The organism is Noviherbaspirillum cavernae (genome assembly GCF_003590875.1).
In the GTDB taxonomy this organism is placed as follows: Bacteria; Pseudomonadota; Gammaproteobacteria; order Burkholderiales; family Burkholderiaceae_D; genus Noviherbaspirillum; species Noviherbaspirillum cavernae.
The window spans coordinates 3,640,461-3,665,069 of sequence record NZ_QYUN01000002.1; the positions used below are offsets into that span (position 1 = coordinate 3,640,461).

The window sequence follows — 24,609 nt, forward strand, 5'->3', positions numbered from 1 at the left end:
CACCGTTGTAACATGCCTGCATCACGATGAGGGCATGCGTGGCGCTGCGTGCGGCGCGGCCTTGCCCGACAACTCCGCACCCTGCCATTGCGGCGGAAGGCAGAACGACATGAGCAAGAACAAGCGATTGCAAAAAGGGCTGGATGATCTGGAAGCCGCGCTGCACCAGTGGCTGGGCGCCTTCGAGAACAAGGACCGTCTGGTCGCCGTGCACCAGCACTTGAAGGGCCTGGCAGAGTCGGCCCGCAGTTCCGGCGTGGGCGAATTGAGCGCGCGCGCCCTGCGCATCGAGAAACCGCTGGCGGCACTGGTCGCAAATCCCGGTCTGGCCGCGCAAAGCGCGATCCAGACGGCGGCCGCGCTGCAGGAATTGCTGGCATGGGACGCCGCCGTGCCGCCGCAGCACGGCGGGCCGCCGGCATCACAGCCGCAGCAGGTCGCGCCCAAGGGCGCCACCGCAGCGCCGATCTATCTGTTCAACAGCAATCCGCTGCTCGGCGAAGATACCGCGATGCAGCTGCGCTATTTCGGCCACAGCGTGGTGGTGGTCAGCGATATCGAGCGCGTCGGCAGCGCCATCGAAAAACGTCCCCCGTCGGCGCTCATCTTCGACTTCGAATACCGCGAAGACCTGATGGCGAAGGTGGCGGCACTGGCGCACGCGCGTCGCCCCCCCAATCGGCATTATCCGATCGCCGTGATCTCGACCCGCGGCAATTTCAAGGCGCGCCTGGCCGCGGCGCGCGCCGGCGTGGACTGCTACTTCACCAAGCCGGTGGACGCCGCCGCCCTGATCGACCGGCTCGACGCGTTGATCGTGTCGAAGGTGGCGCATCCCTTCCGTATCCTCTTCATCAGCGACGACCCGGCCGGCGCCGCGCAATACAGCGACGTGCTGCGCGAAGCGCAGATGGATACGCGAATGCTGCACAAGCCGGCCGAGATTTTCGAGGCCTTCGAGGAGTACCGGCCCGAACTGGTGGTGATGGACGTGCACACCGCCGCATGCAGCGGCATCGATCTGACCCGCCTGATCCGGCAGAACAACGTCTACCTCGACGTGCCGATCGTGTTCCTGTCGCACGACGACAGTCTGTCGCACGAACTCGATGCGATCAACTCCGGTGCCGACGATTTCCTCGCCAAGCCGGTCGATCCGGCGCACCTGATTTCCTCGCTGTCGAGCCGTGCCGAACGCTACCGCGCGCTGCGCGGACTGATCATGCGCGACAGCCTCACCGGCCTGTTCAACCATTCCGCCATCAAGGAAACGCTGGCGCGCGAAGTGGCCAGCAGCGAGCGCACCCGCACGCCGGTCACGCTGGCGATGATCGACATCGATTTCTTCAAGCGCGTCAATGACACCCATGGCCATCCGGTCGGCGACCATGTGATCCGCACCTTGTCGCGCCTCTTGCAGCAGCGGCTGCGACGCGGCGACGTGGTCGGGCGCTACGGCGGCGAGGAGTTCGCGGTGATCCTGCCGGCGACGCCGGCGACGGCCGCCATCGGCGTGCTCGACGAAATCCGCGAGGCCTTCTCCCGCATCCGCCATCATGCGGACGAAGGCGACTTCACCGCCAGCTTTTCCGCCGGCGTGGCCGATGTCACCGCGCACGAAACCGCCGACGCGCTGTTTCGCGCCGCCGATGCGGCGCTGTACGAAGCCAAGCACAAGGGCCGCAACCGGATCGAAGCGGGATAACTGCGCCAGGCGCGCCGCCATAAGCTTAGAGCCTATCCCAGTAGGCCTATGCTTCGCCAGGTGATAATGCCGCAGGCGAGATGAAGGAACGCGAGATGGTTCTTCGCCTTCTTGGCCCAACGAATCAGCAAGCCACGAAACCGGTTCAGCCAGCTATGCGTACGCTCCACCACCCAGCGGCGGGCTCTCGTTCCCGTCTGCCGCTGCTGCGCTTCCTCCCCGCGTGACCGGATGTGCGCCCGGTAGCCCAATTCAAGCGCCAACTGCTGGATCTGCGGATAGTCATAGCCCTTGTCCAGGCACAGTCCTTGTGGCCACACCGCAAGCAATGACGGTCGCCCCACTTCCAGCGACTCCAGTGTCGGTCGCGCCAGCTTCATGTCATGGCGGTTCGCACCATCAATGACGATGGCCAGGGGAATGCCGTGTGCGTCCGTCAGCAGGCTGCGCTTGACGCCGCCTTTGCCGCGATCCGTTGGATTGGGGCCGATTTTTTTCCCCACCCAGAGGAGCCTTGGTCATCGCGCCGTCGAGTGACAGCCAGGACCAGTCGATTTCCCGCAACGCCGCTGCCGACAACAGCCCATGCATCCAGAACTCCTCGAACACGCCGGCATCAACCCATTCCTGAAAGCGCCGATGCGCCGAACTGCTGGAACAAATGCCGGTACCGTTCAATGCATTCCACTGGCAACCGGTACGCAACACGAACAAGATCGCATCCATGGCTGCCCGGTCGCAGACACGCGGGTTATGGCAGCCCAGCGGATGTGGCTTGCGTGGCGGTAAAAGCGGCTCCATTTGCGCCCAGAGTCTGTCTGGCAAACGCCAGCCGTCGTCCTGCTTGACCATGCCCATGTCGAACCTCCTTCGCCAACATGCGCTTGGACCACCATTTACCTCGCAATTTCCCTTGCCGACGGCCTACCGGGATAGGCTCTTAGAGCCTATCCCAGTAGGCCTATGCTTCGCCAGGTGATAATGCCGCAGGCGAGATGAAGGAACGCGAGATGGTTCTTCGCCTTCTTGGCCCAACGAATCAGCAAGCCACGAAACCGGTTCAGCCAGCTATGCGTACGCTCCACCACCCAGCGGCGGGCTCTCGTTCCCGTCTGCCGCTGCTGCGCTTCCTCCCCGCGTGACCGGATGTGCGCCCGGTAGCCCAATTCAAGCGCCAACTGCTGGATCTGCGGATAGTCATAGCCCTTGTCCAGGCACAGTCCTTGTGGCCACACCGCAAGCAATGACGGTCGCCCCACTTCCAGCGACTCCAGTGTCGGTCGCGCCAGCTTCATGTCATGGCGGTTCGCACCATCAATGACGATGGCCAGGGGAATGCCGTGTGCGTCCGTCAGCAGGCTGCGCTTGACGCCGCCTTTGCCGCGATCCGTTGGATTGGGGCCGATTTTTTTCCCCACCCAGAGGAGCCTTGGTCATCGCGCCGTCGAGTGACAGCCAGGACCAGTCGATTTCCCGCAACGCCGCTGCCGACAACAGCCCATGCATCCAGAACTCCTCGAACACGCCGGCATCAACCCATTCCTGAAAGCGCCGATGCGCCGAACTGCTGGAACAAATGCCGGTACCGTTCAATGCATTCCACTGGCAACCGGTACGCAACACGAACAAGATCGCATCCATGGCTGCCCGGTCGCAGACACGCGGGTTATGGCAGCCCAGCGGATGTGGCTTGCGTGGCGGTAAAAGCGGCTCCATTTGCGCCCAGAGTCTGTCTGGCAAACGCCAGCCGTCGTCCTGCTTGACCATGCCCATGTCGAACCTCCTTCGCCAACATGCGCTTGGACCACCATTTACCTCGCAATTTCCCTTGCCGACGGCCTACCGGGATAGGCTCTTAGTAAGCGGCCCTATTTTCCGTCCTGCTTTTCGTCCTGCTTTTCGACCTTCTTCTTGCGCGGCACATCCAGCGGGTTGACCGGCGACGGCTCCGGCGTCTGGTTGACCACCGCATCGACCCCGCGCTCTGCCCGCAGATCGGTATCGACCTGGCCGCTCATCAAATCGTCATACGCCTGCCTGATCTTGCGGCGCGGACCGCTCGACTGGCTGTCGGCCGATTCGTCGCGCTCATTCGGCAGGCGCGGCGTGGCATCCTCGCGCAGGGGCGGGCCGGTTTTCACTTCGGTTTCCTGTGAGGCATTTTTCATGGCAATCCTTGCAGGCTTGTCGGCAATATTCATTCGAGCCGGCGGCTGGGCAAAGATTCCCCGCTGCACAGAATCTGTGCAGCCGAGTCGCGTTGTCATTCCGAGTGAAGGCGAGAAATCCCTGCAAGGCATGGCCGTGGGGAAGATTCCTCACGGCGCTCGACAACGACGCTAAATGGCATCCAGGCTGGTCCTGGCTTGCTGCCCGCAAAACCGGCCGCCGCAGCCGGATGGATGTGCGGGATCGCAGAACTTGTTGCCGCGACGCCGGGCGCAATCCGCGCGCGACGTCGCCTTGACCCCCTCGACATGTTTCTTCGCTGCCAGTTGCGGCAGCTGAAATACCGTCTTCGCGTGCGAGTGCGCCATGGACAGATGGTGCATGCGGTCGCCGCTGCCCGGTATGTGCAGGTTCTGCGGTGTGGCAGTTCTTCCGGAAGCGTGATTTTCCGCCGGAGCGCCTTGAGACGTGCCTCCCTGGGCAACGGCGTCCGCCAGCGGCCCGGTGGGTGCCGGCGGCGATGCTGGCCAATCCGGCGGCGTGGGCCTGGCCGGCTTTTTCCCGGCACCCTTTCCCGGTAGCGCCCCGGGGGTCTTTTTATGATCGCCGAATGATTTGGAACTCATGGCATGGTCTTGGCAAGAGGATTCGCTCGCAGGATGAGTGGGCAATGCGGCCGCACCGGTTCCCCATGCCTGAAATTTCCCCCTGGAATGGACTGGAATACGGGCGGCACAATCGTGTCCGTGCGCCGTGTCCGTGCGGCATCCCTTGCGGTGGATCGTGCTTTTCGCGCTTATTTTCTCGCTCGCGCCGCGCTCTGCCTAAGATGAGATGGGTCGCGCAACAAGATCTCCTCCGGCACGGAACTCAGGACACTAGATGCGCCGACCGAACCCGCAATGCATCACTGTGCAAGGAGATCCGGCAATGGAGGAAATTGCTGCGCTGCTGCATCGGCGTCCCGAACTGGCCTTGTTCGCCGCCATCCTGCTCGGCCAGATCATCGGGCGCATTCACGTCAAGGTCTTCAGCTTCGGTTCGGTGGTCGGCACCATGATCGCCGGGATTCTGATCGGCATTTTCGCCGCGCCGCCGCTGCCAGACCTGATGCGCTGGGTGTTCTTCTACCTTTTCCTGTTTTCCATCGGCTACTCGGTCGGGCCGCAGTTTTTCGGCAGCCTGCGCAAGGAGGCCATCCCGCAGATCGTGCTGTCCATCACGCTCGGCGTGACCGGCCTGATCACCGTCGTCGCCGTCGCGATCGTGCTGGACTTCGACGAGGGCACTGCCGTCGGCCTGCTCTCCGGCGGGCTGACCCAGTCGGCGGCGCTTGGCACCGGACTGAACGCGATTGCCGCACTGCCGCTTCCCGATGACATCAAGGCGAGCATGTCGGGCGCGGCGCCATTGGCCGATGCGATCACCTACGGCTTCGGCGACCTCGGCCTGATCCTGTTTCTGACCGTCGGCGCGCCGCTGCTTCTGCGCATCAACCTCAAGGCCGAGGCGAAGGCGCTCGAAAATGAACTGGCAGGCGGCGAGGCGGCAGACAGTCTGTTCGGCGGCCGCTTCTACGCGTTTCGCGGCTACCGGGTCGAGAATCCGTCGCTGTTCGGCGTGACGGTGGACGAACTGGAACAGCGTCATGCGGCCGGACGCCTGTCGGTGCAGCGGATCAGGCGCGATGGCACGCTGCTGCAAGTGCGTCCCGACACCCCCATCCGGCACGGCGACTGGATCGTTGCCGGCGGAAACCGCGCGGCCTTCGTCCATGCCGAAAGCGAGATCGGGACGGAAAGCGACGATGCGGAACTGCTGGCGATCCCGCTCAAATCGGCCAACGTGGTCATCACCAACAAGGCGGTGATCGGCCTCAGCATCGGCGAAGCGCGGGCAGACCGGTATTTTTCGCGCGGCGTGTATCTGGATTCCATCACGCGCGGCGAGCAAGAGCTGCCGCGCTCGCCCGGGACGCGCGTCCAGCGCGGCGACGTGGTGCACATCATCGGCTCGCCGCAGGACGTCGAACGCGCCGCCGCCGCAGGCGGCTTTGTCGAGCGCGACAGCGGCAAGACCGATCTCACCTTCCTGGCGGCGGGCATCATCTGCGGCGTGCTGATCGGCCTCTACACGATCGACATCGACAACATTCCACTCGGACTCGGCATCGCCGGCGGCATTCTCGTCGTCGGACTCATCGCGGGATGGGCGCGCAGCCGTTATCCGGTTTTCGGTTCGATGCCGGAGGCCGCACAGCGCGTGCTGGCCGACATCGGCCTGACCGTTTTCATCGCCATCGTCGGTCTCACTGCCGGCCCGCACGCGGTGGAGGCGTATCACACGCGCGGCGGAATCTTCTTCGCCAGCATATTTTTCGGCGGCATGATCGTGACGCTGGTGCCGCCGCTGGTGGCGCTGCTGGTGGGGAAGTTCCTTCTCAAGATCAATCCGCTGCTGCTGATCGCCGGCATCGCCGGCGCACAGACCTGCACACCGGGATTGAATGCCTTGCGCGACGCGAGCGGCAGCAATATCGTCGCGCTTGGTTATACGGTGCCTTACGCCATCGGCAACATCATCCTGACCATCTGGGGGCCCATCGTGGTGGCGATCCTGCAGGCGCTGCGGCATTGACGCGCCGCCTTGCGCGCCCGTGATGTCGCAACGCGCAAGGTGCTGTGCGCGCTGCCCTGCTACACGCCTTCGACAATGAACAGCCGCCCGATCGAATTGGCGAGGCGGACCTCTTTCGCCTTGCCGTACTCCACCGAGTCATACCAGCTGCGGGCCTGCTCCAGCGACGGGAACTCGACGATCACGGTGCGCCGCCCGCTGTTGTGCTCGGCGTCCTCGCCTTCCATCTGATGGCGCTCACCGCCACGCACGAGAAACCGCCCGCCGTATTGCGCGACGGTGGGCGTGGTCAGCACGCGATACTGCTCGTAGGGCTGCGGGTTGGTGACGACAATTTCCGCAACGACATAGGCTTTTTTCACAATTTCCTTTCCGGGCGTATCAGCCCTTGAGTGACAAGCGCTCACGTGCAGCGCGATATTCCGATTGCAGCCGTTCGACCACCTCGGCGACGGTCAGCACGTGGTCCATCAGGCCCACGCCCTGGCCCGCGCCCCAGATGTCGCGCCATGCCTTGGCCTTGCTGCCGCTGCCGGAACCGAAGTTCATTGTCGACTTGTCGGCCACCGGCAGGTTCTCGGGATCGAGGCCGGCGGCGACGATGGACTTCTTCAGATAGTTGCCGTGCACGCCGGTGAACAGATTGGTGTAGACGATGTCGGCGGCGCTCGATTCGACAATGGCCTGGCGATACGCTTCATCCACGTTGGATTCCTGTGTCGCCAGCCAGCGCGAGCCGATGTAGGCGAAGTCTGCGCCCATCGCCTGCGCCGCGAGAATGGCGTCACCGGTGGCGATCGAACCCGACAGCGCGATCGGGCCGCTGAAGAACTTGCGCACCTCGCCCACCAGCGCGAACGGCGACAGCGCGCCCGCATGGCCGCCCGCGCCGGCGGCAACCAGGATCAGGCCGTCGACGCCGGCCTCCAGCGCCTTCTGCGCATGACGGATCGAGATCACGTCGTGCAGCACGATGCCGCCGTAGCTGTGGATCGCATCCAGCATTTCCTTGGGCGGCGCGCGCAGGCTGGAGATGATGATCGGGATCCGGTGCTTCACGCATACCTCGACGTCGTGCGCGAGGCGGTCGTTCGACTGGTGCACGATCTGGTTGACCGCGATCGGGCCGACAGTTGCGCCGGGATTGGCCTCCTTGAACGCAGTCAGTTCCTGCTGGATCTCGGTCAGCCATGTGTCGAGCAGTTCCGCCGGACGCGCATTCAAGGCCGGGAACGAGCCGACGATGCCGGCCTTGCATTGCGCCTTGACCAGCGCCGGGCCGCTGGCGATGAACAGCGGCGAACCGATGACGGGCAGGCTGAGATTGCGCAAGGCAGCGGGCAGGCGTTGATTGCTCATGAATACTCCTTTGGTGATCTGGACGACGCGCGGCGCGACGTGTCTGCACATGCCGCGTGTTGCGCGATGCTGGCGGCGCATATCGCGCCAGGCGATTGCGTTTTCTGATATTGTGCGCAAGATGTTATCAGAAAAAACGCTGTTTTTTTCAGAACCCGATTCTGCCCATGAAAACTGCCAAACCCCCCGTGATCGACTTCCGCCAGGCGCAGGAAAATCTGCGCCTCGGCTTGCGCCAGGGCATGCTGGACGAGGCGACGCGCCTGCTGACCGAGGAAGGACCGCAGGCGATGACGGTGCGGCGCGTGGCCGAAGCGGTGAACTGTTCGACCACGCTGCTGTATTCGTTTTTCGGCGGCAAGGACGGGCTGGCCAACGAAATGTATCTCGAAGGATTCGCGCGCCTCAAGGCCGAATTCGACGCCGCCTCCACGCAGTTGTCCAGAAAGAAGACGGACAAGGACGGCCTCGCGCGCATCCTGCTGCATGCCCGCATCTATCGCCAGTATGCGAAGAGCAATCCGAGCTATTACATGGTGATGTTCGGTGACGCCATCGCCGGCTTCGTGCCGCCGCTCGAATCGCGCAAGAAGGCATGGGAATCGCTCGCGGCATTGATCGACGCCTTCGAGGAATGCATGAGCAAGGGCGCGCTGCCGCCCTCGAATCCGACCGCCGCCGCACGGCTGTTATGGGCGGCGATGCATGGCGCGGTCAGTCTGGAACTGAAGGGCTATTACCTGAAGACCGAGCGCGCGAACGAGTTGTATGACGCGGCGGTGAATGCGGTGCTGTGCTCGCTGAAGATGGGGACGGATGGCGCGCGCAAATGAGAGTGTCGTTCAGCTTGCGCCGTCATTTCGAATGCAATGAGGACACTAGGGTGTCAACGCCATTGCATGCGGAATGACCGTAAACAGTGATTCATGGATTAGGGCACGAACAACAACTTCACAGGAGACCTCGCAATGACCTACGAAAGCATCCAGTTCAGCATCACCGACAAGATCGCGCACCTCGTGCTGAACCGCCCTGCCTCACTCAACACCATGCATCCGGTGCTGTGGCGCGAATTGACTGCCGTGCTGACCGAACTGCAGCGCAACGCATCCGCGCGCGCACTGGTAATTTCCTCGACCGGAAAGCATTTCACCGCCGGCATGGCGCTCGATGTGTTCGGCAGCGCAGGCGGCATCGCACTCGACGACAAGAGCGCGGGCGGACGCGCCAACATCGCGCCGCAGCTGGCCGACATGCAGCACGCCTTCAACCTGATCGAGGAATTGCGCATGCCGGTGATCGCCGCGATCCACGGCGGCTGCATCGGCGGCGGCGTGGACATGGTGTGCGCCTGCGACATCCGGCTGGCGACGGCGGATGCATTTTTCTGCATTCAGGAAATCAACATCGGCATGACCGCCGATCTCGGTACGCTGCAACGGCTGCCGAAGCTGATTCCGGAAGGCATTGTGCATGAGCTGGCCTATACCGGACGGCGGCTGCCGGCGCAGCGCGCACTGGCGCTCGGACTGGTGAACGAGGTGTTCGACACGCAGGACGCGATGCTGGCCGCCGCGATGCAAATGGCGCGCGAGATCGCCGAGAAACCGCCGGTCGCGATCTGGGGCAGCAAGCAGGCCATCCACTACGCACGCGACCACTCCACGCACGATGCATTGCGGCAAATGGGCTGGCTGCAATCGGGCATCTGGCAGACAGGCAACCTGGTGGAAGCCTTCACCGCGAAACAGCAGGGGCACGCGCCGCAGTATGACGATCTGCCGCCGCTGCACTCGTTCGAGGAAGCGAAATATACGCTGAAGTGATGCGGCATGATCCTGCGCAAGCGGGAACTTGCGGGCACTGCGATGCTGTAAGCAGATATTGGTAGGGGCGTCGCAGGGGTTTCGTGGAGCATGCTCCACGCCTGCGGAGCAACACGGGCTTGCAAGCCCATGTGCGCCCTGCAAGGGGGCATGCAATGCCCACGCGGCTTGCGTCGATGACAGCGTGGGCACGTTGTGCCCACCCTACCCCCACATGAGGAGCCTCCCATGTTCCAGCCCGCACTCCTGCAAGGCAAACGCATCCTCGTCACCGGCGGCGGCACCGGCCTCGGCCGCGCGATGGCGGAAAAGTACCTCTCGCTCGGCGCCGACCTCTATATCTGCGGCCGCCGCAAGCCGGTGTGCGACCAGACCGCGACCGAACTGATGGCCGCGCACGGCGGCAGCGTCAAGACCTTCGGGCTCGACATTCGCGATGCGGCGGCGGTGGACGACATGGTCGAACAAATCTTCGCCGAAGGCCCGCTGACCGGACTCGTGAACAATGCGGCCGGCAACTTCATCTCGCCCACCGCCGCGCTGTCGCCGCGCGGCTTCGACGCCGTCGCCAACATCGTCATGCACGGCACCTTCTACGTCACGCACGCCGTCGGCCGCCGCTGGGTCGAGATGGCGATGAAAGGCGAGTGGAAACCATCCGATGGCTACCGCAGCGTGATCTCCATCATCGTCACCTGGGTGCTGAACGGCGGCCCCTTCGTCGTGCCCTCCGCAATGAGCAAATCCGCGATCCAGTCGATGACGATGTCGCTCGCCACCGAATGGGCGCAATACGGCATCCGCCTCAACGCGATCGGTCCCGGCGAAATCCCGACCGAAGGCATGAGCAAGCGATTGAATCCGGGCGAGGAACCCGGCGCGCGCACCGCCGCGATCAACCCGATGGGGCGTGCCGGCAGGATGGAGGAGTTGCAGAACCTCGCGACCTTCCTGATGGCCGACGGCTGCGACTGGCTGACCGGCCAGGCGATCATGATGGACGGCGGCGGTCATCTCGCCACCGGCGGCAATTTCTACGAGCTGCGGTCATGGACCCAGGAGCAGTGGAAGGAGGCGCGCGATCGGATCGAGGCGCAGAACAAGAAGGATCGCGAGCAGCGCACGGCGTGAGTGGTGCTGAACAAGCACGGCTTCACCTTTCGGCGAGGATTTGTCCGGCGATTCGGTCACGGCATTGGCGATGCGGTGATACCCGCCGCTCTTTTTGCAATCCGTTCGCCGTCCGTCAAATTCGGCATAAACATCGCAACATGCCGCTCAAGCAAGTGCAGAACGGCTTTCGAGAATTCCTGCGGCGCCACGCCATGCAGGTGGTGCCGGGTTACATGGAAAGCTCATGCCGCATAATCACGGTGGGCATCACATGCTGTTTTCACTCAAGGAGATAACACGTGAATTACCGAGGCAGTTGTCACTGCGGGCAGATTGCATTCGAGGCCGAGGGAGAAATTGGCGAAGTCCTGGCCTGCAATTGCTCCATATGTCAGCGCAAGGGTTCCCTGCTCTGGTTCATCCCGCGCCAGCAGTTGCGCCTCCTGACCGAGCCGGAGGCCATGAGCACGTACACCTTTAACAAGCACGTGATCATGCATCGGTTCTGTCCCAGGTGCGGCATTCATCCATTCGGAGAAGGCGTGGGCCCCGACGGCCAGGAGATCGCGGCGGTGAATGTGCGCTGCCTCGAAGGTATCGAGCCGGAGTCCTTGCGATTCCAGCACTTCGATGGACGCGCGGTTTAGCGGTGCGCGCCGCCTTTCGCAGTCCGGTTAATGCGGCATAACTATCGCAACATGCCGCTCAAGCAGGCGCAGAGCGGCTTTCGACGATTCCTTCGGTGCCACGTTATACAGCAGGTGCCGAGTTATAAGGACAGACCCTGCTGTATATATCAAGTTAGACCGCTTCAAGAGGAGAACGCATCGTGCCATCCACGCCATCAATGCCGGCGAGTCAACGCGTCGTGCAAATCTGCTTGTTCCTCGTCGCAGCAATCGCGATATTCGGCGGCACGCTGCAGATGTACTTGGGAGAACCGCAGGTTTCTGCACGCCTCGACAACGTGCACCGCTTCATGGCCGGTATTTATCTTTCCACAGGCCTCATCAGCCTCTGGGCAGCCATCACCGTCAGGCAACAAGGAACGCTGGTGTACCTCCTTGCACTGGGCGTTCTCTTCGCTGGCATCGGAAGGCTTGTGTCCATCAGCCAGGTCGGGCTTCCCGAGCCGGCGGCAGTGTGGCTCGGCTACCTCATCCCGGAGTTGCTGTTGCCGGCAGTCATCGTTCTAGCCCACAGAGCCACAAATCGCGATGCCTCGCGCGTAGCGGCCTAACCCTTCCATCGAGAGGACTTGTCCCGGCAAGCCGGGCCAAGCCTCTCATGTCAAACGTTATATTTGAAAATGCTGCCATTCCATATTTACACAGAGCAGCGAGGCCCGCGGCTATATCAGCTCGATGACGGTAGGTTTCAGATTATCGAAAAGGGTGATTTGGGACCATTCATGTCTGGATATGGCTATGTCCTAGCTGACCGCGATTTGGCTGATTTCCTTGAGCAACTGGATGCTGAACGCGTGACCTTCAAAGACGCCGTTGTGTGGGATCGGACTTCAAACGCTGAGTACACGACGTATCGACAGATACTAATAAATCAACATTTCAGCCACGACCAGATTCGAGATTTAAATATTGAGGGAACGCGGATGCTTATGATGGGTAACGAATATCCATTTGTAAGTCCAATGCTCAAGCACCGATTGGAGAACTCTCAGTTCACATATTTGAGATTCAGCGAGGGACTAAGTGGATTCGCCGGCCAAATATAAATCAGTAATCGACAGGGGCGTGTTGCCCCGCCCGTCATCGCAACGTTAGCCATCTCAATGAACCTCAGCCGCACGCAACAATTGATTCACGACGGAATTGATCCCAACGCTCCTGTCGAGAGCCTTATTCATGTTTTGGAATCAGCCATTGAATTGTTATCCCTGCCAGATAACGACTTCTGTTGGTCATCTTGGCAGGGTGAGCAAGATGCAGTTGCTGAACTCAATAGCATCATAAACCTGTTAAAAGAAAGTTCTCTTCCAGAGCGAGTCAAAGTAGCTGTTTTATTTGCACCAACAGGGCCACTCCAAGAGGTCAGTCTAAGCAGTGGCTGGGGTGACGCTTTCCTCAAGGTGGCAGAGAAGTATGACGAAATCGAAAAACGTCTCTGGTAAGCCAGCTAACATTGTGGTCAATACCACTCCTTTCGGTCGCTGGACGTCCCACAAGCGGGCCACCCATCACCTACAACGTTGGGCTCCATAAGGAGGTTTCAATGCATACCGATAAAGCTCACAGCGTCCTCAACACGTACCTGCATGTGAAGGATGACGGCAGAACGGACCCAATCCCCGCGTCGGAATCATTCTGGGAACAACTCGCTGGCGGCGCATATCCGCACCTCGATCAAGGCAGGCTCATGTCGGCCTTTGCGTTTTCCGAGCCATGGTCCGTGTGGGAACGTCATCCCGCCGGCGAGGAGCTCGTCATGCTGCTCTCGGGCGCGGCCACCGTCGTACTGGAGGAATCCGGCACAGAACGTACCGTGCAACTCAGCGACACCGGGGCTTATGTTCTTGTGCCGCCAAATGTCTGGCATACGGTCAGGACTTCTGTCCCCACCACCATGCTGTTTCTTACACCGGGCGCGGGAACCGAGCATCGGCCGGTGCAGGGTTAGGCGCCCGATTCGGGAGTTGCGTTCGTCGGGCAGGCTGGATCGGAAGAAGTGAGGCATCCATTCCGCAAGGAGCCATCATGCTGAAGACCTGCCACGGCAGCTGCCATTGCGGTGCCGTCACCTTCGAGGCGGATCTCGATCTCGCGCAGAGCACTTATCGCTGCAACTGTTCCATTTGCAGGCGTACCCGCTTCTGGCCGGCCATTGCCAAACCGGAGAACTTCCGCTTGCTGACAGGCGAATCCGACCTGATGCAATATGTGTTCAACACGGAGAAGAACCATCACACCTTTTGCAGGCACTGCGGCGTGCGCAGCTTCGGCATCGGCAACGAAACGCCCATCGGCAAAATGTATGGCGTCAATCTGGGTTGTCTTGACGATGTGACAGACGAGGAATTGTCAAAGGCGCCGATCACCTACGTGGATGGCCGCAACGACCGATGGCAAGGCGCGCCTGAGTTCTTCGCGCATCTGTGAGTCATGACGCCGCATCACGAATCATCATCAAGGAGATCGCCATGCCCATTCACGAGAAAATCAATTACGTGGAGTATCCGGCCAGGAACCTGGCGGCCACCAAAGCCTTCTTTCAAGCCGCGTTCGGCTGGTCGTTCGTGGATTACGGACCTGACTACGCGGCATTCTCGGATCAGGGGCTTGACGGCGGCTTTTACCGATCCGAACTGAGCGCGAGCACGGACAAGGGAAGCGCGCTGATCGTTTTCTACAGCGAACGCCTCGAAGACACGCTTGCCAAGATCACCGCCGCCGGCGGACAGATCGTGAAGCCGATCTTCTCGTTTCCCGGCGGACGCAGGTTTCATTTCATGGAACCCAGCGGCAACGAGTTTGCGGTGTGGGCGGAGCCGGCTGCGTAGGGTAATGAAATGGACGCCTCCCACCCACGACGGCATCGCGATGTGCCAAAGTGGAAGAGTGATCAACCACTGAGTGAGGGGAAGCGTCATGGACAAGATTAGCGTAGTTGGCCTGGATTTGGCAAAGAACGTATTCCAGGTACATGGTGCCAATGCACAAGGGAAAAAGGTTTTGTCGCGGCGGTTCAAACGGGCAGAGGTGCTGGAGTTTTTTGCGAGCTTGCCGGCCTGCCGTGTCGGCATGGAAGCGTGTGGTGGCGCCCACGAGTGGGCCCGGCGCATCAAGGCGCTGGGCCATGCCGTCAAGCTGATGGCGCCGCAGTATGTGAAAGCCTACGTACAGGGCAACAAGACCGATGCGCGGGATGCGGCGGCGATCTGCGAAGCCGCTAGTCGGGACTGTGTGCCGGCGGTTGCCATTCGCAGCCGGGATAGCCAGCAGGTGCAGGCCTTGCACCGGGTACGCGAAGGCTGGATGAAGCAGCGTACTGCCACGGCGAATCAAGTGCGGGGCCTGGTCGCCGAGTTTGGCCAGGCGCTCACGCCCGGCATGCGCCGCCTGCGCAGCGAAGTGAGTGCATGGCAGGACAAGGCACGGGCCGATCTGGGGCTGCTATGCGGATTGATCGACGACTTGCTGGCGCACCTGACGCAACTGGAAGAGCGGATTGCACAAGTAGACAAGCAGCTCATGCAGGTGCATCGGGACAATGCAGCGTGCCAATTGATCGAGAGCATTCCGGGCATCGGAGTCATGACCGCCACGGCCGTGGTGGGCAGTTTCGGCCGAGCGGACATGTTTGCGGACGGGCGCAAGTTTGCGTGCGCGCTGGGATTGACGCCAAGAGAACACAGCAGCGGCGGCAAGCAGATATTGCTGGGGATCAGCAAGCACGGCAACGGTTATGTGCGCAAGTTGCTGGTGCATGGCGCGCGCGCGGTGCTCAAGGCACGGATGGGCAAGCCGGCGTATGCCGACGATTGGGTGGTCAAGCTGGCGGCGCGACGTGGCCACAACGTTGCGGTGTGCGCGCTGGCGGCGAAGAATGCGCGGCGTATCTGGGCCATGCTGCAAAGCGGCGAGGTGTTCCGTGCCGATTATGCGCAGACCAACGGCGTCTGCGCATAATCGGCACGGCAGAAAGATGAACTGAACACGACAACGGAGGAAGTGCAACCGATTGCCATGGCAATCCCAAGTGATGACAGGACAGGTCAGACCGGGGTGGTCACAGCTCGCCGAGCGCACCGTGCGTGAAGCACGATAGGGTGATTGAGCGGCCACCAGCGAATTTCATCATGCGTCAGCAGCCCATACGTCGGCTGCAACAAAGACCGAATGTATGGCTGCAATCGACTTCGTCAGGAAACACTTGAAGATTTGTTCTTGCAAAAGGGAGGCGTCCATGTATGCGCCACGCGCACCGTTTCTCGTGTTGAGGCAAGCCTTGTCGGCAAATGTCGTCGCTGCACCGGTGCGCATGGCGCACCCTGCCCTTGCTGCAAGCCTGTATCCAGACAAGACGCAAAGGCGCTTCCGCAGCTTCGCGCCGCACTGCATTGCCATGCGGAGAAATCATGCTTGCGCTTGTTGCCGACCGGTTCCTGACGCTTTGCAATTGCAGACGGCGAGGTGAACTTGAAAGGACAGGCGCTGTCGATAAGGAGCACGACAGTCTGTCATCAGATGCCGGTGAGCGTGCTGACCGCTCCGGTATCGCGTGCACGGGTGCATACGAGTTACACAAATAAGTTGCACGAATCTCGTCTCATTCCGAAAGGAATCCCATGAACAACAATCCCGTTGGCTGGTTCGAAATCTACGTTCAGGACATGCAGCGCGCGAAGGCGTTCTACGAGAGCGTGTTCGGCATTCAAATGAAAAAACTCGACATGCCGGATATCGACATGTTGATGTTCCCGATGCAGGAAGAGGGGCCCGGCGCGGCGGGCGCGCTGGTTCGCATGGAGGGCTTTCCTTCCGGCGCGAACAGCGTCCTCGTCTACTTCAGCTGTACCGATTGCGCGGTGGAAGCGGCACAGGCGGCACGCGCCGGCGGCAAGGTGCAGAAGGAAAAATTTTCCATCGGCCAGTACGGCCATATCGCGCTGGTGATCGACACGGAAGGCAACATGATCGGCCTGCACTCCATGCAGTAGGACGAAAGCGCGAATCCTTGCTCGATGCATGGAATGGCATGTCTTGTCACAGGTTTTTGCCGCAGGCGGAGTTGCCGGAGTTGCGTTATCCCGATAAACAGCGCCCGGACGATTTTCCGTCGGGCCGCGTGACCACGCCACGCGACGCGACACTTTGCACCGCAACGGATTTCGCCGACGCAAAACGCCACCATTCCGCTGGCAGCCATCCGATATACGGCTTTGGTCCAATGGCTGGATCTCGTCCTGGCGATTACGCTGTCTCAAGAGGTGGGTGTCGGCACATGCATGCAGGCAACGACATTCACTACCGGCATCAGCCACAACTGGAAGGAGGATAGCAACATGGCGGCAACTTTATTGAACCAGGTGTCCAGCGAGTTTGGCGGCGACGTGCTCGACCGCATCGGCACGGCGATCGGCGAAAGTCCGGGCAAGATCAAGATGGCGCTGGGCGACATCCTGCCGGCGCTCCTGGGCGGACTCGCAAGCAAGGCGGAAACCAGGGAAGGCGCGCACGAACTGCTCGACGTGATTCATCGCGACCATCTCGACACCGAGCAATACAGCCATGTTGCCGACGCGATCAAGGAACCCGGTGCTGTCAGCGAGCTGATGCACACGGGAGCGCCCTTGCTCGATAGCGTGCTCGGCGGAAAAACCGGCGCGGTCAACGACTACGTTGCATCGCATGCGGGGCTCGACCCGATGGCGTCGAAATCCTTGATGAGCCTGGCATTGCCTTTGGTGCTGGGCCTGATCGGACGGAAGGTCGGTAATGGCGGCGAATCGGGCCTGATGAATCTCCTGGGCAAGCCGCGCAATTTCCTGCAGGACCTGCCGTCCGGTCTGGCGGGCGTTCTCGGTCTGGGCGGCGCAACAGCGGCGGCGGCAAGCGCGCGCCCGGCGTTGGCCGAGACGATGCCGCGCCATACGGGCAGCTATACGGACGTACAGGAGAAGACAGGCTCATGGCGCAAATGGCTGCTGCCATTGCTGGCCCTGGTGGGGCTGGCCTGGCTGGCCAGCTATTTCCTTGGCCGGCGCGAGCCGGTGAGCACGGCTCCGCCGCCACCGGCGGCCACCGCACCAGCCACGCCGTCTGCGCCCGCAATGACGGCACCGCCGCCGGCAGCGACGGCACCTGCCGAAACCGCACCGACGGCACCTGCCGCCACCGCGCCAGGGGCGATGGCGTCGGGCGACCTCGGCGCGATGATCGACAAGAGCCTGCCCGGCGGCCTGACACTCCGCATTCCGGGCAACGGTGTCGAGAGCAAGCTGATCGCGTTCATCGAGGATCCCGCCATGACGGTCAGCGAGGACAAGTGGTTCAGCCTCGACCGGCTTGAATTCGAGACCGCCTCGGCCACGCTCAAGCCCTCGTCGGAAGAACAGTTGCGCAATGTCGCCGCGATCATGAAGTCATATCCGGAGGTGAACATGCGGATCGGCGGTTACACCGACAATACCGGCAGCCCCGATGCCAACCTGCTGCTGTCGAAGAATCGCGCAAACAGCGCAATGCAGCAGCTGGTCACGCTCGGCGTCGAGCCGACGCGGCTGACAGCCGAAGGCTACGGTGAAAAGTTTCCGGTCGCCGACAATTCGACCGACGACGGACGGCAGCGGAATCGACGGGTGGATGTGAATGTGACGAAGAAGTAGTGGCACGCCGGGGCGGTCGGCGCGCGCCGCAGCAAGCCGCGCCGACTGTCCGCACAGAGCGGATATCCCGGACCTCAAGACATCGCGGCATCACGCGAGCGCCGCCACCCTGCTTTCCGCCGTGCGCAGCTGACTCGGTGGCTCTTCCTCGATTTTTTCGATACGCACCGCGACTGCCGGCGCGCAAGTGCGACGCCGGTGCATTGCAGGTAAAACCCGGCGTTACGCCGCAAGCTTGTGCGGGGCGTACTGCGTCGCGATGCGAGTGATCGCCTGCTGTGCCTGTGCAATCGTCTGCGTCGCGGTATCGCGCAAGCGATGAAATTCCGTTTTCGTCAGCGTCTGTCTGCGCAGCCCCTGCTCCGCCATCTCGAACACATCGCGCAGCACCAGACGCAGTGCGCTGCGATGTTTTTCCGCTTCACCGAGAATCTGCTCATACAGTGCAGACGGCCCTGGTGCAGCTGGCGAGCGCGCCAGTTGCATGGCCACATACGCGAATGACCGAACGGTCATATCCGTGTCGAATTTGCTCTGGATATTCATAAGTAATCCTTGGTCGCTGTGGGGATACAAGGCATATAACGTCGTGCATCTCGATTCAGCTGACGAAGTAACAATTACTTACGAATTTCTGCAGGGCTCGCAAAACGCATGTATTGCCATGGAGGGAAAAACGAGAATCCATGGCCTCTTGCGCGTCATTCTCCACCATGCGACATGGTGACTATCACGATGCGAAAAGGATTTCGCATTCCAGGTGATCCGGGACGTCTTTGTCTTCCGCGCACACCTGCACATGGCATCAGATCAATTCACGAGCTCCACCGCCTTTTCCGTCGCGCGCAATCGGCTCGGCGACGCACCCTCGAACTTTTTCCACACGCGCCGCAATTGCCGGCTCGAGTGGAAGCCTGCCCTTTCCGCCACGCGCTCGATATCCAGCTGCGACTGCGTGAGCAGATCGCGCGCCAGCGCGATGCGGATGCACTGCAGGTAGTCCACCAGGCTCGCGCCGGCATGTTCGCGGAACAGGCGCGTAAGGTGGCGTTCGCTGGTGCAGGCGATCTGCGCCAGTTGCGGCACGTTCCAGTCATGAGCGGGATTGCCGACGATCGCATCCTGCACGCGATGGACTGCCGGATGCAGGTGATTGCGGAATGCGAGCCACGGCGAGAACTGCGGGTCGGTGCCGGCGCGCCGCATGTAGATCACCATCGATCTGGCCACGATGGCAGCCACGCGATGCCCCGCGACCTGCGCCACGATGTGCAGCGCGAGGTCGATGCCCGCCGTGACACCGGCGCTGGTGAAGGCCGGTCCGTCTTCGACGAAGATGCGATTTTCCTGCACGTGGGCGCGCGGCGCGATCATGCGCAGACTGTCGCAATGGCTGTGGTGCGTGGTGCATTGCCGTCCGTCCAGCAGACCGGCATGCCCCGCCAGCAGCGCACCGGTACAGATGCCGAGCAGGCGATGCTCGCGCGTGACGTGCCGATGCAGCCATGCGACCGCCGCCTGCGCCGTCTCGCTGCTGAAATCGTCATCACTGCCGGCGCAGCCGATCAGCATCAGCATCGCATTCGCCGGCAGGCTGTCCGGCAGACCGCCGAAGCCGGTCAGACCCAGCCCGATCGACATCTCCAGACTCGGTTCGGCGCTGATGTAGTGCAGCGAGAACAAGGCGGGCCGACCTTCTTTCTCCGCCGCACGGTTGGCATAGCGCAAGACCTCGGCCGGACCGATCAGGTCGAGCGCAACGATGCCCTTACGCAGCAGAAAATAGACGGGCAGCGCTTGAGCGAGAGCGGGCTGATTGTGTGTGGTCAATTGTTCCATGCGTACTCCATCGATATTCCATTTGCCGCGCCGTCGCTTCCGCCAGCTGCCGCCCTGCCAGTCGCTCGACCAAGTGCAGGCTCATGTCGATGCCGGCCGAGATGCCGGCGGACGTCACCACTCTACCGCAGTCGACCCAAGGCACATCCTGCCTGACTGTCGTCGCCGGGAACATGCTGGCCATCTCGGCCTGGTCTTCCCAGTGCGTGGTCGCGGGCAGTCCGTCCAGCAAGCCCGCCCTGGCGAGCAGGAAGGCGCCGGTGCAGACCGAGGCCGTGATCGTCGCGTCCAGCGCCTGCGCGCGTATCCAGTCGATCACCTCCGGGTTGCCGAGCACTTTCGACACGTCGCCGCCCGGCACGATCAGCACGTCGACATCGGACGACGGCGTCAGCACGCAATCCGGCAACACCTTCATCCCGCCGCGCGCGCGCACTGGTCGCATGTCAGGCGCAACGAGAAAGCAGCGAAACAGGGACGCCGCCGTGTGCAGGCGCGCATGCACCCGCGCCGCAGTCGAAAACACTTCATAAGGACCGGAGAAATCGAGTATCTCCACATCGTCAAAAACAAGTATGCCTACGCTCAACATCATGCACTCCTTCGCACAGGAAATCCGGACGACGGCTCCTTCGAAGAAGGAGTGCCGCGCCTGAAAGTCATCTTAGGGAAGGAGGCGATGCGGCGAAATGCGCATGGGGGACAAGATGCGGACAAAAACGGACATGCGAATGGATAGGCTGCTGTAGAGAGGAATGGCGCAAGCCATTGCGTCCCCTGTCATTTGCCCGAATTGCGTTAGCCGCCTAACAATCGCACACGAAGAATGGTTTCGAAGTCCTGGCGGGTGGAGCAAAAGACATGGACATAGACGATCATCTTTCCATCATCGATTTGATAGATGATCTTGTTCAGGTTTTCCACGACCATCTGACGGTAGTGTTCGAAACCTGTCTCGGTCAGTTCGGGAATCGGCTTTCCCATTTCTGGGTGAGCCTTCAGCAAATCCACCGATTTCTTGATCGCGGCATACTTTTCTCTCGCCACATCAACACCGAAATTCGACACAAGATAGTTGTGATACAAGTCCCGTAGTTCAGCTTGCGCGCCTTTGAGCAAGACAACGCGGTACGTCATCGGGCGATTTCCTTGTCCATCCCGGCAAAGAACTCATCGGCATCAACAAATTCCCCGCGCGCGATTTCCTTTTGACCCAGCGCCAGAATCTTGAGAAGAGCCATCGTCTGCTGTGTTTTCTCAAAGCTCTTGATGTCCTGCACAACGAAAGTCGCCTCGCCATTCTGCGTGATGATCATCGGCTCACGGCTCTCGGTAATTTCCTTTACGACCGACGCAGTTTTTTCCTTGAGGTAACTTATCGGTTTGATACATGATGAAAATTGCATGCCGCCTCCGAATTTTCCGAAACATTCAGACTAAATATAGACCGAATTCAGTCTTATCGTCAATAAAACAAGAAGCAGATCAAAAGAAGGGAAGCCGGACGAGATGAGCCCGAAGTTGACGCGCGGGCGCCTCAAGAGGTGAAACTACCCGATACGATACGCAAGCTTCCACCCTTGGAGCGACATTACCGATTCATTCTCCAAGTGCGGCGCACGGTAGTAGGCACAACGTGCCCACTCTGTCGCTCTCAATCGCGATTCACCAACACCCCATCCACCACTTCCGCCACCCCACCCCGCACCAGTTGCGCCACCACCCATTGCGCCAGTTCCGCATCATCCCGATGCAGATAGCGCCGGTTCGCCTCATGGAACAGATGCATGTTCGACAGCAAGGGCAGCACCTCGGTCAGCGCCATTCTCTGCTTGTCGAGCAGCAGGAATTTCAGCAGCACCTTCACGGCATTCTGTGCATTGCGCACCGGGTCGGCGATGAAGTAGTCGATGCGCGAGAACGCGGTCTTCAGCACCTTGTCGACATCGGCAAACGGCGCGCCGTGTCCCGGGATCACCAGCCGCACGTCGAGCGAGGCGATCAGTTCCAGCGTGGCGCGCGTCTCCGCAAAACCGGATTCTCCCTCCAGCTCCGGGAAGATCACGCCGAAGCCGTTTTCCCACAGTGCATCCGCCGAGATCAGGATGCGCTCCTGCGGACAGTACAGGATCAGCGAATGCGGGTCATGCCCCGGTGCGCCAAGCGCCTGCCATTCCATGCCGCCCAGTGTCAGTGTGTCACCCGGCGCGAGCGTGTCGTCGAAGGTAAAGCGCTCGCACTGCTGGCCGGTGGCGGCGTAGCTCAGTTCATCCTCGGCCCAGGCGCGCACCATGTCGGCGTCCGCGACGGGAATCGTGGTGCGGCAACGGTATTCGCGCTGCAGTGCCGCGTTGCCGCCGCAATGGTCGGAATGCAGGTGCGTGTTGATCAGCCGGTCGAGCGGCCGGCCTTGCAGCGCGTGCTTCACCAGCGCGAGCGTTTGCGGTGCGTGCGTGAGATAGCCACTGTCCACCAGCGCGGTTTCTTCGCCGAGGAACAGGATGTTGTTCGACGAGAGCCAGCCGCGCTCGAACACGCGCATGCTTGCGGGCAGTGTCATCGTTTGGTGTTGAACGCGAGCGCGATTTTTGTGAATTCGATCAGCATCTCGCGCGTGCCGCCATTGAAGGTGGCGATCGAATTGCCGGTGCGCACCACGAGCCGCGGCGGGAACAGCCACGACATGAAGGGGATGCCGATCAACTTCGCCGCGCTGACGTTGCGCCATTCAACCTGCTTGTTGTGCATGCCGGTTTGCCGGATGCCCTTGTCGTCGATGGTGGTGGTCGAGCGCAGGAACCAGTAGCAGCTGATCGCCAGCAACAGCGCCGCGCATGCGAGCGAGACCGCGAGGCCGAAGCCGAATTGCATCAGCGGAAAGCGCAGCACCACGCTTGCGCCGTATGCCGCGAGGATGGTGCAGATGACAGTGGCGACAGACTTGAAGCCGGTGCTGTAGGTTGGGCCGCTGACGGTGTTCTGTGGTTGGTAAAGCTGCATTGCGGATGGTGTCCTTTGATGGTTGCTATGGTTGTTATGGTTGCTGTCCGGCTTGAATGTCCTGAATATCCTGCTTGCGATGGATTCCACATCTGTCGCTTGCCGTCATGCCACGCGCAGCGAGGAATGACGCGCACGGCGAATGTGTCAGCGACAACGCCTCAACGCGCAAACACGTCATGCTGCCGCCGCCTGATCTCCACCCACACCGCGCGCTTCGTCTCCTCGCTCGCGCTGCCCCATTGCGCGATTTCGTCGATGGTGCGGTAACAGCCTTCGCACAAGCCGGTGCGCGGATTCATCCGGCACACGTTGATGCACGGCGAAGGCACCTTGCCGGTATCGACGGACGGATCGACATCCATTGTCATGCCGCTACCGTCCTTTCTGCAAACCGCGCATTCTCAGGCATCACGCAGCGCCACATCGGCCACCGTCGCGCCGGTCATCGACACCAATTGCCGCGGGGTCAGGTTGAACACCGCATGCGGATGGCCTGCGGCGGCCCAAACGCTTTCCAGCTTCAGCAGATCCTCGTCGATCAGCATGACCGTTTTTTCAACATGTCCGATCGGGCAGACGCCACCGATGACGTAGCCGATGCGCTGCTTCACGAATTTGGCGTCGGCTTTGCCGAGCGGTCCGACGACGGCGGCAACCTTCTTTTCATCGACGCGGTTGACGCCGCTGGCCACCACCATCACGGCGGCATCGTCCGACAGGCGGCGGAACACGATCGACTTCGCGATTTCGGCGATGCTGCAACCGAGGCCGGCGGCGGCTTCGGCGGAGGTCTTGCCGGTTTCCGGCAGCATCACGACCGGCTTGTCATGGCCGAGTTCGGATAATAGATCGGCGACGCGCTGTGCGGTGTCGGGAAGGTTGCCTGCTGTGCTTTCTGTTTGCATACGGTTCATTGATAAGGGTGCAATGCCATCGCTGCGGCACGCATCGTCGGGATGACGGAAAAATTTCGGAGGCGGCAATGCATTACAAGGCCAATGCCGCTTTCACCCGCTCGCGCACCACCGGCAGCATGTCGCGCTCGAACCAGGCATTGTTCCTCCACCATGAGCGGTTCAGCGGACTCGGGTGCGGCAGCGGCAGATATTCCGGCAGATAGCTTTCATAAGCCGCCACAGTGTCGGTCAGCGTCGCCCTGCAATTTTCCTTCAAAAACGTCTGCTGCGCATAACGACCGATCAGCAAGGTCAATTGCACATCCGGCAACATGGACAGCAGCTGCGGATGCCACAGCGGCGCGCATTCGGGGCGCGGCGGCAAGTCGCCGCTCCTGCCCTTGCCCGGATAGCAGAAGGCGGTCGGCACGATGGCGATGCGCGTGTCGTCGTAGAAAACATCGGACGAAACGTTCAACCATTCGCGCAGACGATTGCCGGACGGATCGTTCCATGGAATCCCCGTCTCGTGCACATGCCGGCCAGGCGCCTGCCCCACGATCAGCAAGCGCGCCGTCGGCCCCGCCTGCACCACCGGCCTCGGTTCATGCGGCAGATGCGCCGCGCACACGTTGCAGGCGCGCACGTCGGCGAGCAGCCGCACAAACTTTCTATCTCTTGCAAAATCTCTTGCAGATGTCACAACACACTTCCAAT

General features: G+C 61.4%; 30 protein-coding genes. 14 read left to right on the plus strand and 16 right to left on the minus strand.

The features are described from left to right. The first annotated feature begins 109 nt into the window (after nucleotides 1-109). Nucleotides 110-1,705 (plus strand): diguanylate cyclase, encoded by a 1,596-nt coding sequence (locus tag D3870_RS17090; RefSeq protein WP_158590490.1) that lies wholly within the window; start codon nucleotides 110-112, stop codon nucleotides 1,703-1,705. Between the two features lie 32 nt (nucleotides 1,706-1,737). Here the strand turns inward: D3870_RS17090 and D3870_RS17095 are convergent. The 4 genes from D3870_RS17095 to D3870_RS17110 form a co-directional block, all read right to left on the minus strand. Further along, nucleotides 1,738-2,563, minus strand: a protein-coding gene (locus D3870_RS17095; protein ID WP_199710509.1) for an IS5 family transposase whose coding sequence is annotated in 2 segments (ribosomal slippage) — nucleotides 1,738-2,193 and nucleotides 2,195-2,563 — 825 coding nt in all. Because the reading frame shifts where the segments join, the coding sequence is not laid out codon by codon here. 89 nt (nucleotides 2,564-2,652) lie between these two features. Beyond that, a protein-coding gene (locus tag D3870_RS17100; protein WP_199710509.1) for an IS5 family transposase occupies nucleotides 2,653-3,478 on the minus strand; the annotation gives its coding sequence in 2 pieces (ribosomal slippage) (nucleotides 2,653-3,108 and nucleotides 3,110-3,478; 825 coding nt in all). A 95-nt stretch (nucleotides 3,479-3,573) separates the two neighbouring features. Next, nucleotides 3,574-3,873 (minus strand): hypothetical protein, encoded by a 300-nt coding sequence (locus D3870_RS17105; protein WP_147375818.1) that lies wholly within the window; start codon nucleotides 3,871-3,873, stop codon nucleotides 3,574-3,576. Between the two features lie 171 nt (nucleotides 3,874-4,044). Beyond that, nucleotides 4,045-4,500, minus strand: a complete 456-nt coding sequence (locus D3870_RS17110; RefSeq protein ID WP_119740966.1) for a hypothetical protein — start codon at nucleotides 4,498-4,500, stop codon at nucleotides 4,045-4,047. Between the two features lie 304 nt (nucleotides 4,501-4,804). On the opposite strand from D3870_RS17110, the gene D3870_RS17115 reads away from it, so the two are divergent. Next, on the plus strand, nucleotides 4,805-6,511 hold the full coding sequence (locus D3870_RS17115) for an aspartate:alanine exchanger family transporter (protein WP_158590491.1): 1,707 nt from the start codon (nucleotides 4,805-4,807) through the stop codon (nucleotides 6,509-6,511). A 59-nt stretch (nucleotides 6,512-6,570) separates the two neighbouring features. Here the strand turns inward: D3870_RS17115 and D3870_RS17120 are convergent, their stop codons facing one another. Beyond that, on the minus strand, nucleotides 6,571-6,873 hold the full coding sequence (locus D3870_RS17120; protein WP_158590492.1) for a DUF1330 domain-containing protein: 303 nt from the start codon (nucleotides 6,871-6,873) through the stop codon (nucleotides 6,571-6,573). 19 nt (nucleotides 6,874-6,892) lie between these two features. Beyond that, the gene (locus tag D3870_RS17125) at nucleotides 6,893-7,870 is read right to left on the minus strand and encodes an NAD(P)H-dependent flavin oxidoreductase (protein ID WP_119742286.1); all 978 of its coding nucleotides are present in this window, start codon (nucleotides 7,868-7,870) and stop codon (nucleotides 6,893-6,895) included. A gap of 167 nt (nucleotides 7,871-8,037) precedes the next feature. Between D3870_RS17125 and D3870_RS22375 the strand changes: the two genes are divergently transcribed. The 12 genes from D3870_RS22375 to D3870_RS17195 all read left to right on the plus strand — a co-directional run bounded on the left by D3870_RS22375 (nucleotide 8,038) and on the right by D3870_RS17195 (nucleotide 18,154). Then, a complete protein-coding gene (locus D3870_RS22375; protein ID WP_158590493.1) occupies nucleotides 8,038-8,703 on the plus strand; it encodes a TetR/AcrR family transcriptional regulator in 666 nt (221 codons plus the stop codon). A gap of 135 nt (nucleotides 8,704-8,838) precedes the next feature. Next, complete coding sequence (locus D3870_RS17135; RefSeq protein ID WP_119740972.1) at nucleotides 8,839-9,696, plus strand: enoyl-CoA hydratase-related protein; 858 nt, start codon at nucleotides 8,839-8,841, stop codon at nucleotides 9,694-9,696. A 228-nt stretch (nucleotides 9,697-9,924) separates the two neighbouring features. Continuing rightward, complete coding sequence (locus D3870_RS17140) at nucleotides 9,925-10,827, plus strand: SDR family oxidoreductase (protein ID WP_119740974.1); 903 nt, start codon at nucleotides 9,925-9,927, stop codon at nucleotides 10,825-10,827. Between the two features lie 281 nt (nucleotides 10,828-11,108). Then, a complete protein-coding gene (locus D3870_RS17145) occupies nucleotides 11,109-11,456 on the plus strand; it encodes a GFA family protein (RefSeq protein ID WP_119740976.1) in 348 nt (115 codons plus the stop codon). A 182-nt stretch (nucleotides 11,457-11,638) separates the two neighbouring features. Then, nucleotides 11,639-12,049, plus strand: coding sequence for a DUF4345 domain-containing protein (locus D3870_RS17150; RefSeq protein ID WP_119740978.1), 411 nt, complete (start codon nucleotides 11,639-11,641; stop codon nucleotides 12,047-12,049). 552 nt (nucleotides 12,050-12,601) lie between these two features. Beyond that, entirely contained in the window at nucleotides 12,602-12,940 is a 339-nt protein-coding gene (locus tag D3870_RS17160) for a hypothetical protein (RefSeq protein ID WP_119740982.1), read from the plus strand. A gap of 101 nt (nucleotides 12,941-13,041) precedes the next feature. Continuing rightward, nucleotides 13,042-13,446, plus strand: a complete 405-nt coding sequence (locus tag D3870_RS17165; protein WP_119740984.1) for a cupin domain-containing protein — start codon at nucleotides 13,042-13,044, stop codon at nucleotides 13,444-13,446. Between the two features lie 77 nt (nucleotides 13,447-13,523). After that, nucleotides 13,524-13,925, plus strand: a complete 402-nt coding sequence (locus D3870_RS17170; RefSeq protein ID WP_119740986.1) for a GFA family protein — start codon at nucleotides 13,524-13,526, stop codon at nucleotides 13,923-13,925. 41 nt (nucleotides 13,926-13,966) lie between these two features. Continuing rightward, nucleotides 13,967-14,326: a VOC family protein gene (locus D3870_RS17175; RefSeq protein ID WP_119742288.1), complete on the plus strand. Its 360-nt coding sequence runs from the start codon at nucleotides 13,967-13,969 to the stop codon at nucleotides 14,324-14,326. An 88-nt stretch (nucleotides 14,327-14,414) separates the two neighbouring features. Continuing rightward, nucleotides 14,415-15,455 carry an IS110 family RNA-guided transposase gene (locus D3870_RS17180; RefSeq protein ID WP_119740988.1) on the plus strand — a complete coding sequence of 347 codons (1,041 nt, stop codon included), beginning with the start codon at nucleotides 14,415-14,417 and terminating at the stop codon, nucleotides 15,453-15,455. Between the two features lie 659 nt (nucleotides 15,456-16,114). Then, nucleotides 16,115-16,486, plus strand: coding sequence for a VOC family protein (locus D3870_RS17190; RefSeq protein WP_119740992.1), 372 nt, complete (start codon nucleotides 16,115-16,117; stop codon nucleotides 16,484-16,486). A 345-nt stretch (nucleotides 16,487-16,831) separates the two neighbouring features. Beyond that, nucleotides 16,832-18,154, plus strand: coding sequence for an OmpA family protein (locus D3870_RS17195; RefSeq protein WP_158590494.1), 1,323 nt, complete (start codon nucleotides 16,832-16,834; stop codon nucleotides 18,152-18,154). Nucleotides 18,155-18,376: 222 nt separating this feature from the next. On the opposite strand, the gene D3870_RS17200 is transcribed toward D3870_RS17195, so the two are convergent. The 10 genes from D3870_RS17200 to D3870_RS17245 all read right to left on the minus strand — a co-directional run bounded on the left by D3870_RS17200 (nucleotide 18,377) and on the right by D3870_RS17245 (nucleotide 24,595). After that, nucleotides 18,377-18,700, minus strand: a complete 324-nt coding sequence (locus tag D3870_RS17200; protein ID WP_119740996.1) for a hypothetical protein — start codon at nucleotides 18,698-18,700, stop codon at nucleotides 18,377-18,379. A 264-nt stretch (nucleotides 18,701-18,964) separates the two neighbouring features. Beyond that, entirely contained in the window at nucleotides 18,965-19,993 is a 1,029-nt protein-coding gene (locus tag D3870_RS17205) for a GlxA family transcriptional regulator (RefSeq protein ID WP_119740998.1), read from the minus strand. Beyond that, entirely contained in the window at nucleotides 19,923-20,588 is a 666-nt protein-coding gene (locus tag D3870_RS17210; protein WP_242490016.1) for a DJ-1/PfpI family protein, read from the minus strand. The genes D3870_RS17205 and D3870_RS17210 overlap by 71 nt, the downstream gene beginning before the upstream one ends. A 203-nt stretch (nucleotides 20,589-20,791) precedes the next feature. Continuing rightward, nucleotides 20,792-21,130, minus strand: a complete 339-nt coding sequence (locus D3870_RS17215; protein ID WP_119741000.1) for a type II toxin-antitoxin system RelE/ParE family toxin — start codon at nucleotides 21,128-21,130, stop codon at nucleotides 20,792-20,794. Next, nucleotides 21,127-21,399 carry a type II toxin-antitoxin system Phd/YefM family antitoxin gene (locus D3870_RS17220; RefSeq protein ID WP_119741002.1) on the minus strand — a complete coding sequence of 91 codons (273 nt, stop codon included), beginning with the start codon at nucleotides 21,397-21,399 and terminating at the stop codon, nucleotides 21,127-21,129. The genes D3870_RS17215 and D3870_RS17220 overlap by 4 nt, the downstream gene beginning before the upstream one ends. A gap of 248 nt (nucleotides 21,400-21,647) precedes the next feature. Beyond that, a complete protein-coding gene (locus tag D3870_RS17225) occupies nucleotides 21,648-22,553 on the minus strand; it encodes an MBL fold metallo-hydrolase (protein ID WP_119741004.1) in 906 nt (301 codons plus the stop codon). Beyond that, the gene (locus D3870_RS17230; protein WP_119741006.1) at nucleotides 22,550-22,993 is read right to left on the minus strand and encodes a hypothetical protein; all 444 of its coding nucleotides are present in this window, start codon (nucleotides 22,991-22,993) and stop codon (nucleotides 22,550-22,552) included. The genes D3870_RS17225 and D3870_RS17230 overlap by 4 nt, the downstream gene beginning before the upstream one ends. A 161-nt stretch (nucleotides 22,994-23,154) precedes the next feature. After that, complete coding sequence (locus D3870_RS17235) at nucleotides 23,155-23,364, minus strand: DUF1289 domain-containing protein (protein WP_119741008.1); 210 nt, start codon at nucleotides 23,362-23,364, stop codon at nucleotides 23,155-23,157. 33 nt (nucleotides 23,365-23,397) lie between these two features. Continuing rightward, nucleotides 23,398-23,901: a YbaK/EbsC family protein gene (locus D3870_RS17240; RefSeq protein WP_119741010.1), complete on the minus strand. Its 504-nt coding sequence runs from the start codon at nucleotides 23,899-23,901 to the stop codon at nucleotides 23,398-23,400. A gap of 82 nt (nucleotides 23,902-23,983) precedes the next feature. After that, nucleotides 23,984-24,595, minus strand: coding sequence for a uracil-DNA glycosylase family protein (locus D3870_RS17245; protein WP_199710690.1), 612 nt, complete (start codon nucleotides 24,593-24,595; stop codon nucleotides 23,984-23,986). Nucleotides 24,596-24,609: the final 14 nt, after the last annotated feature.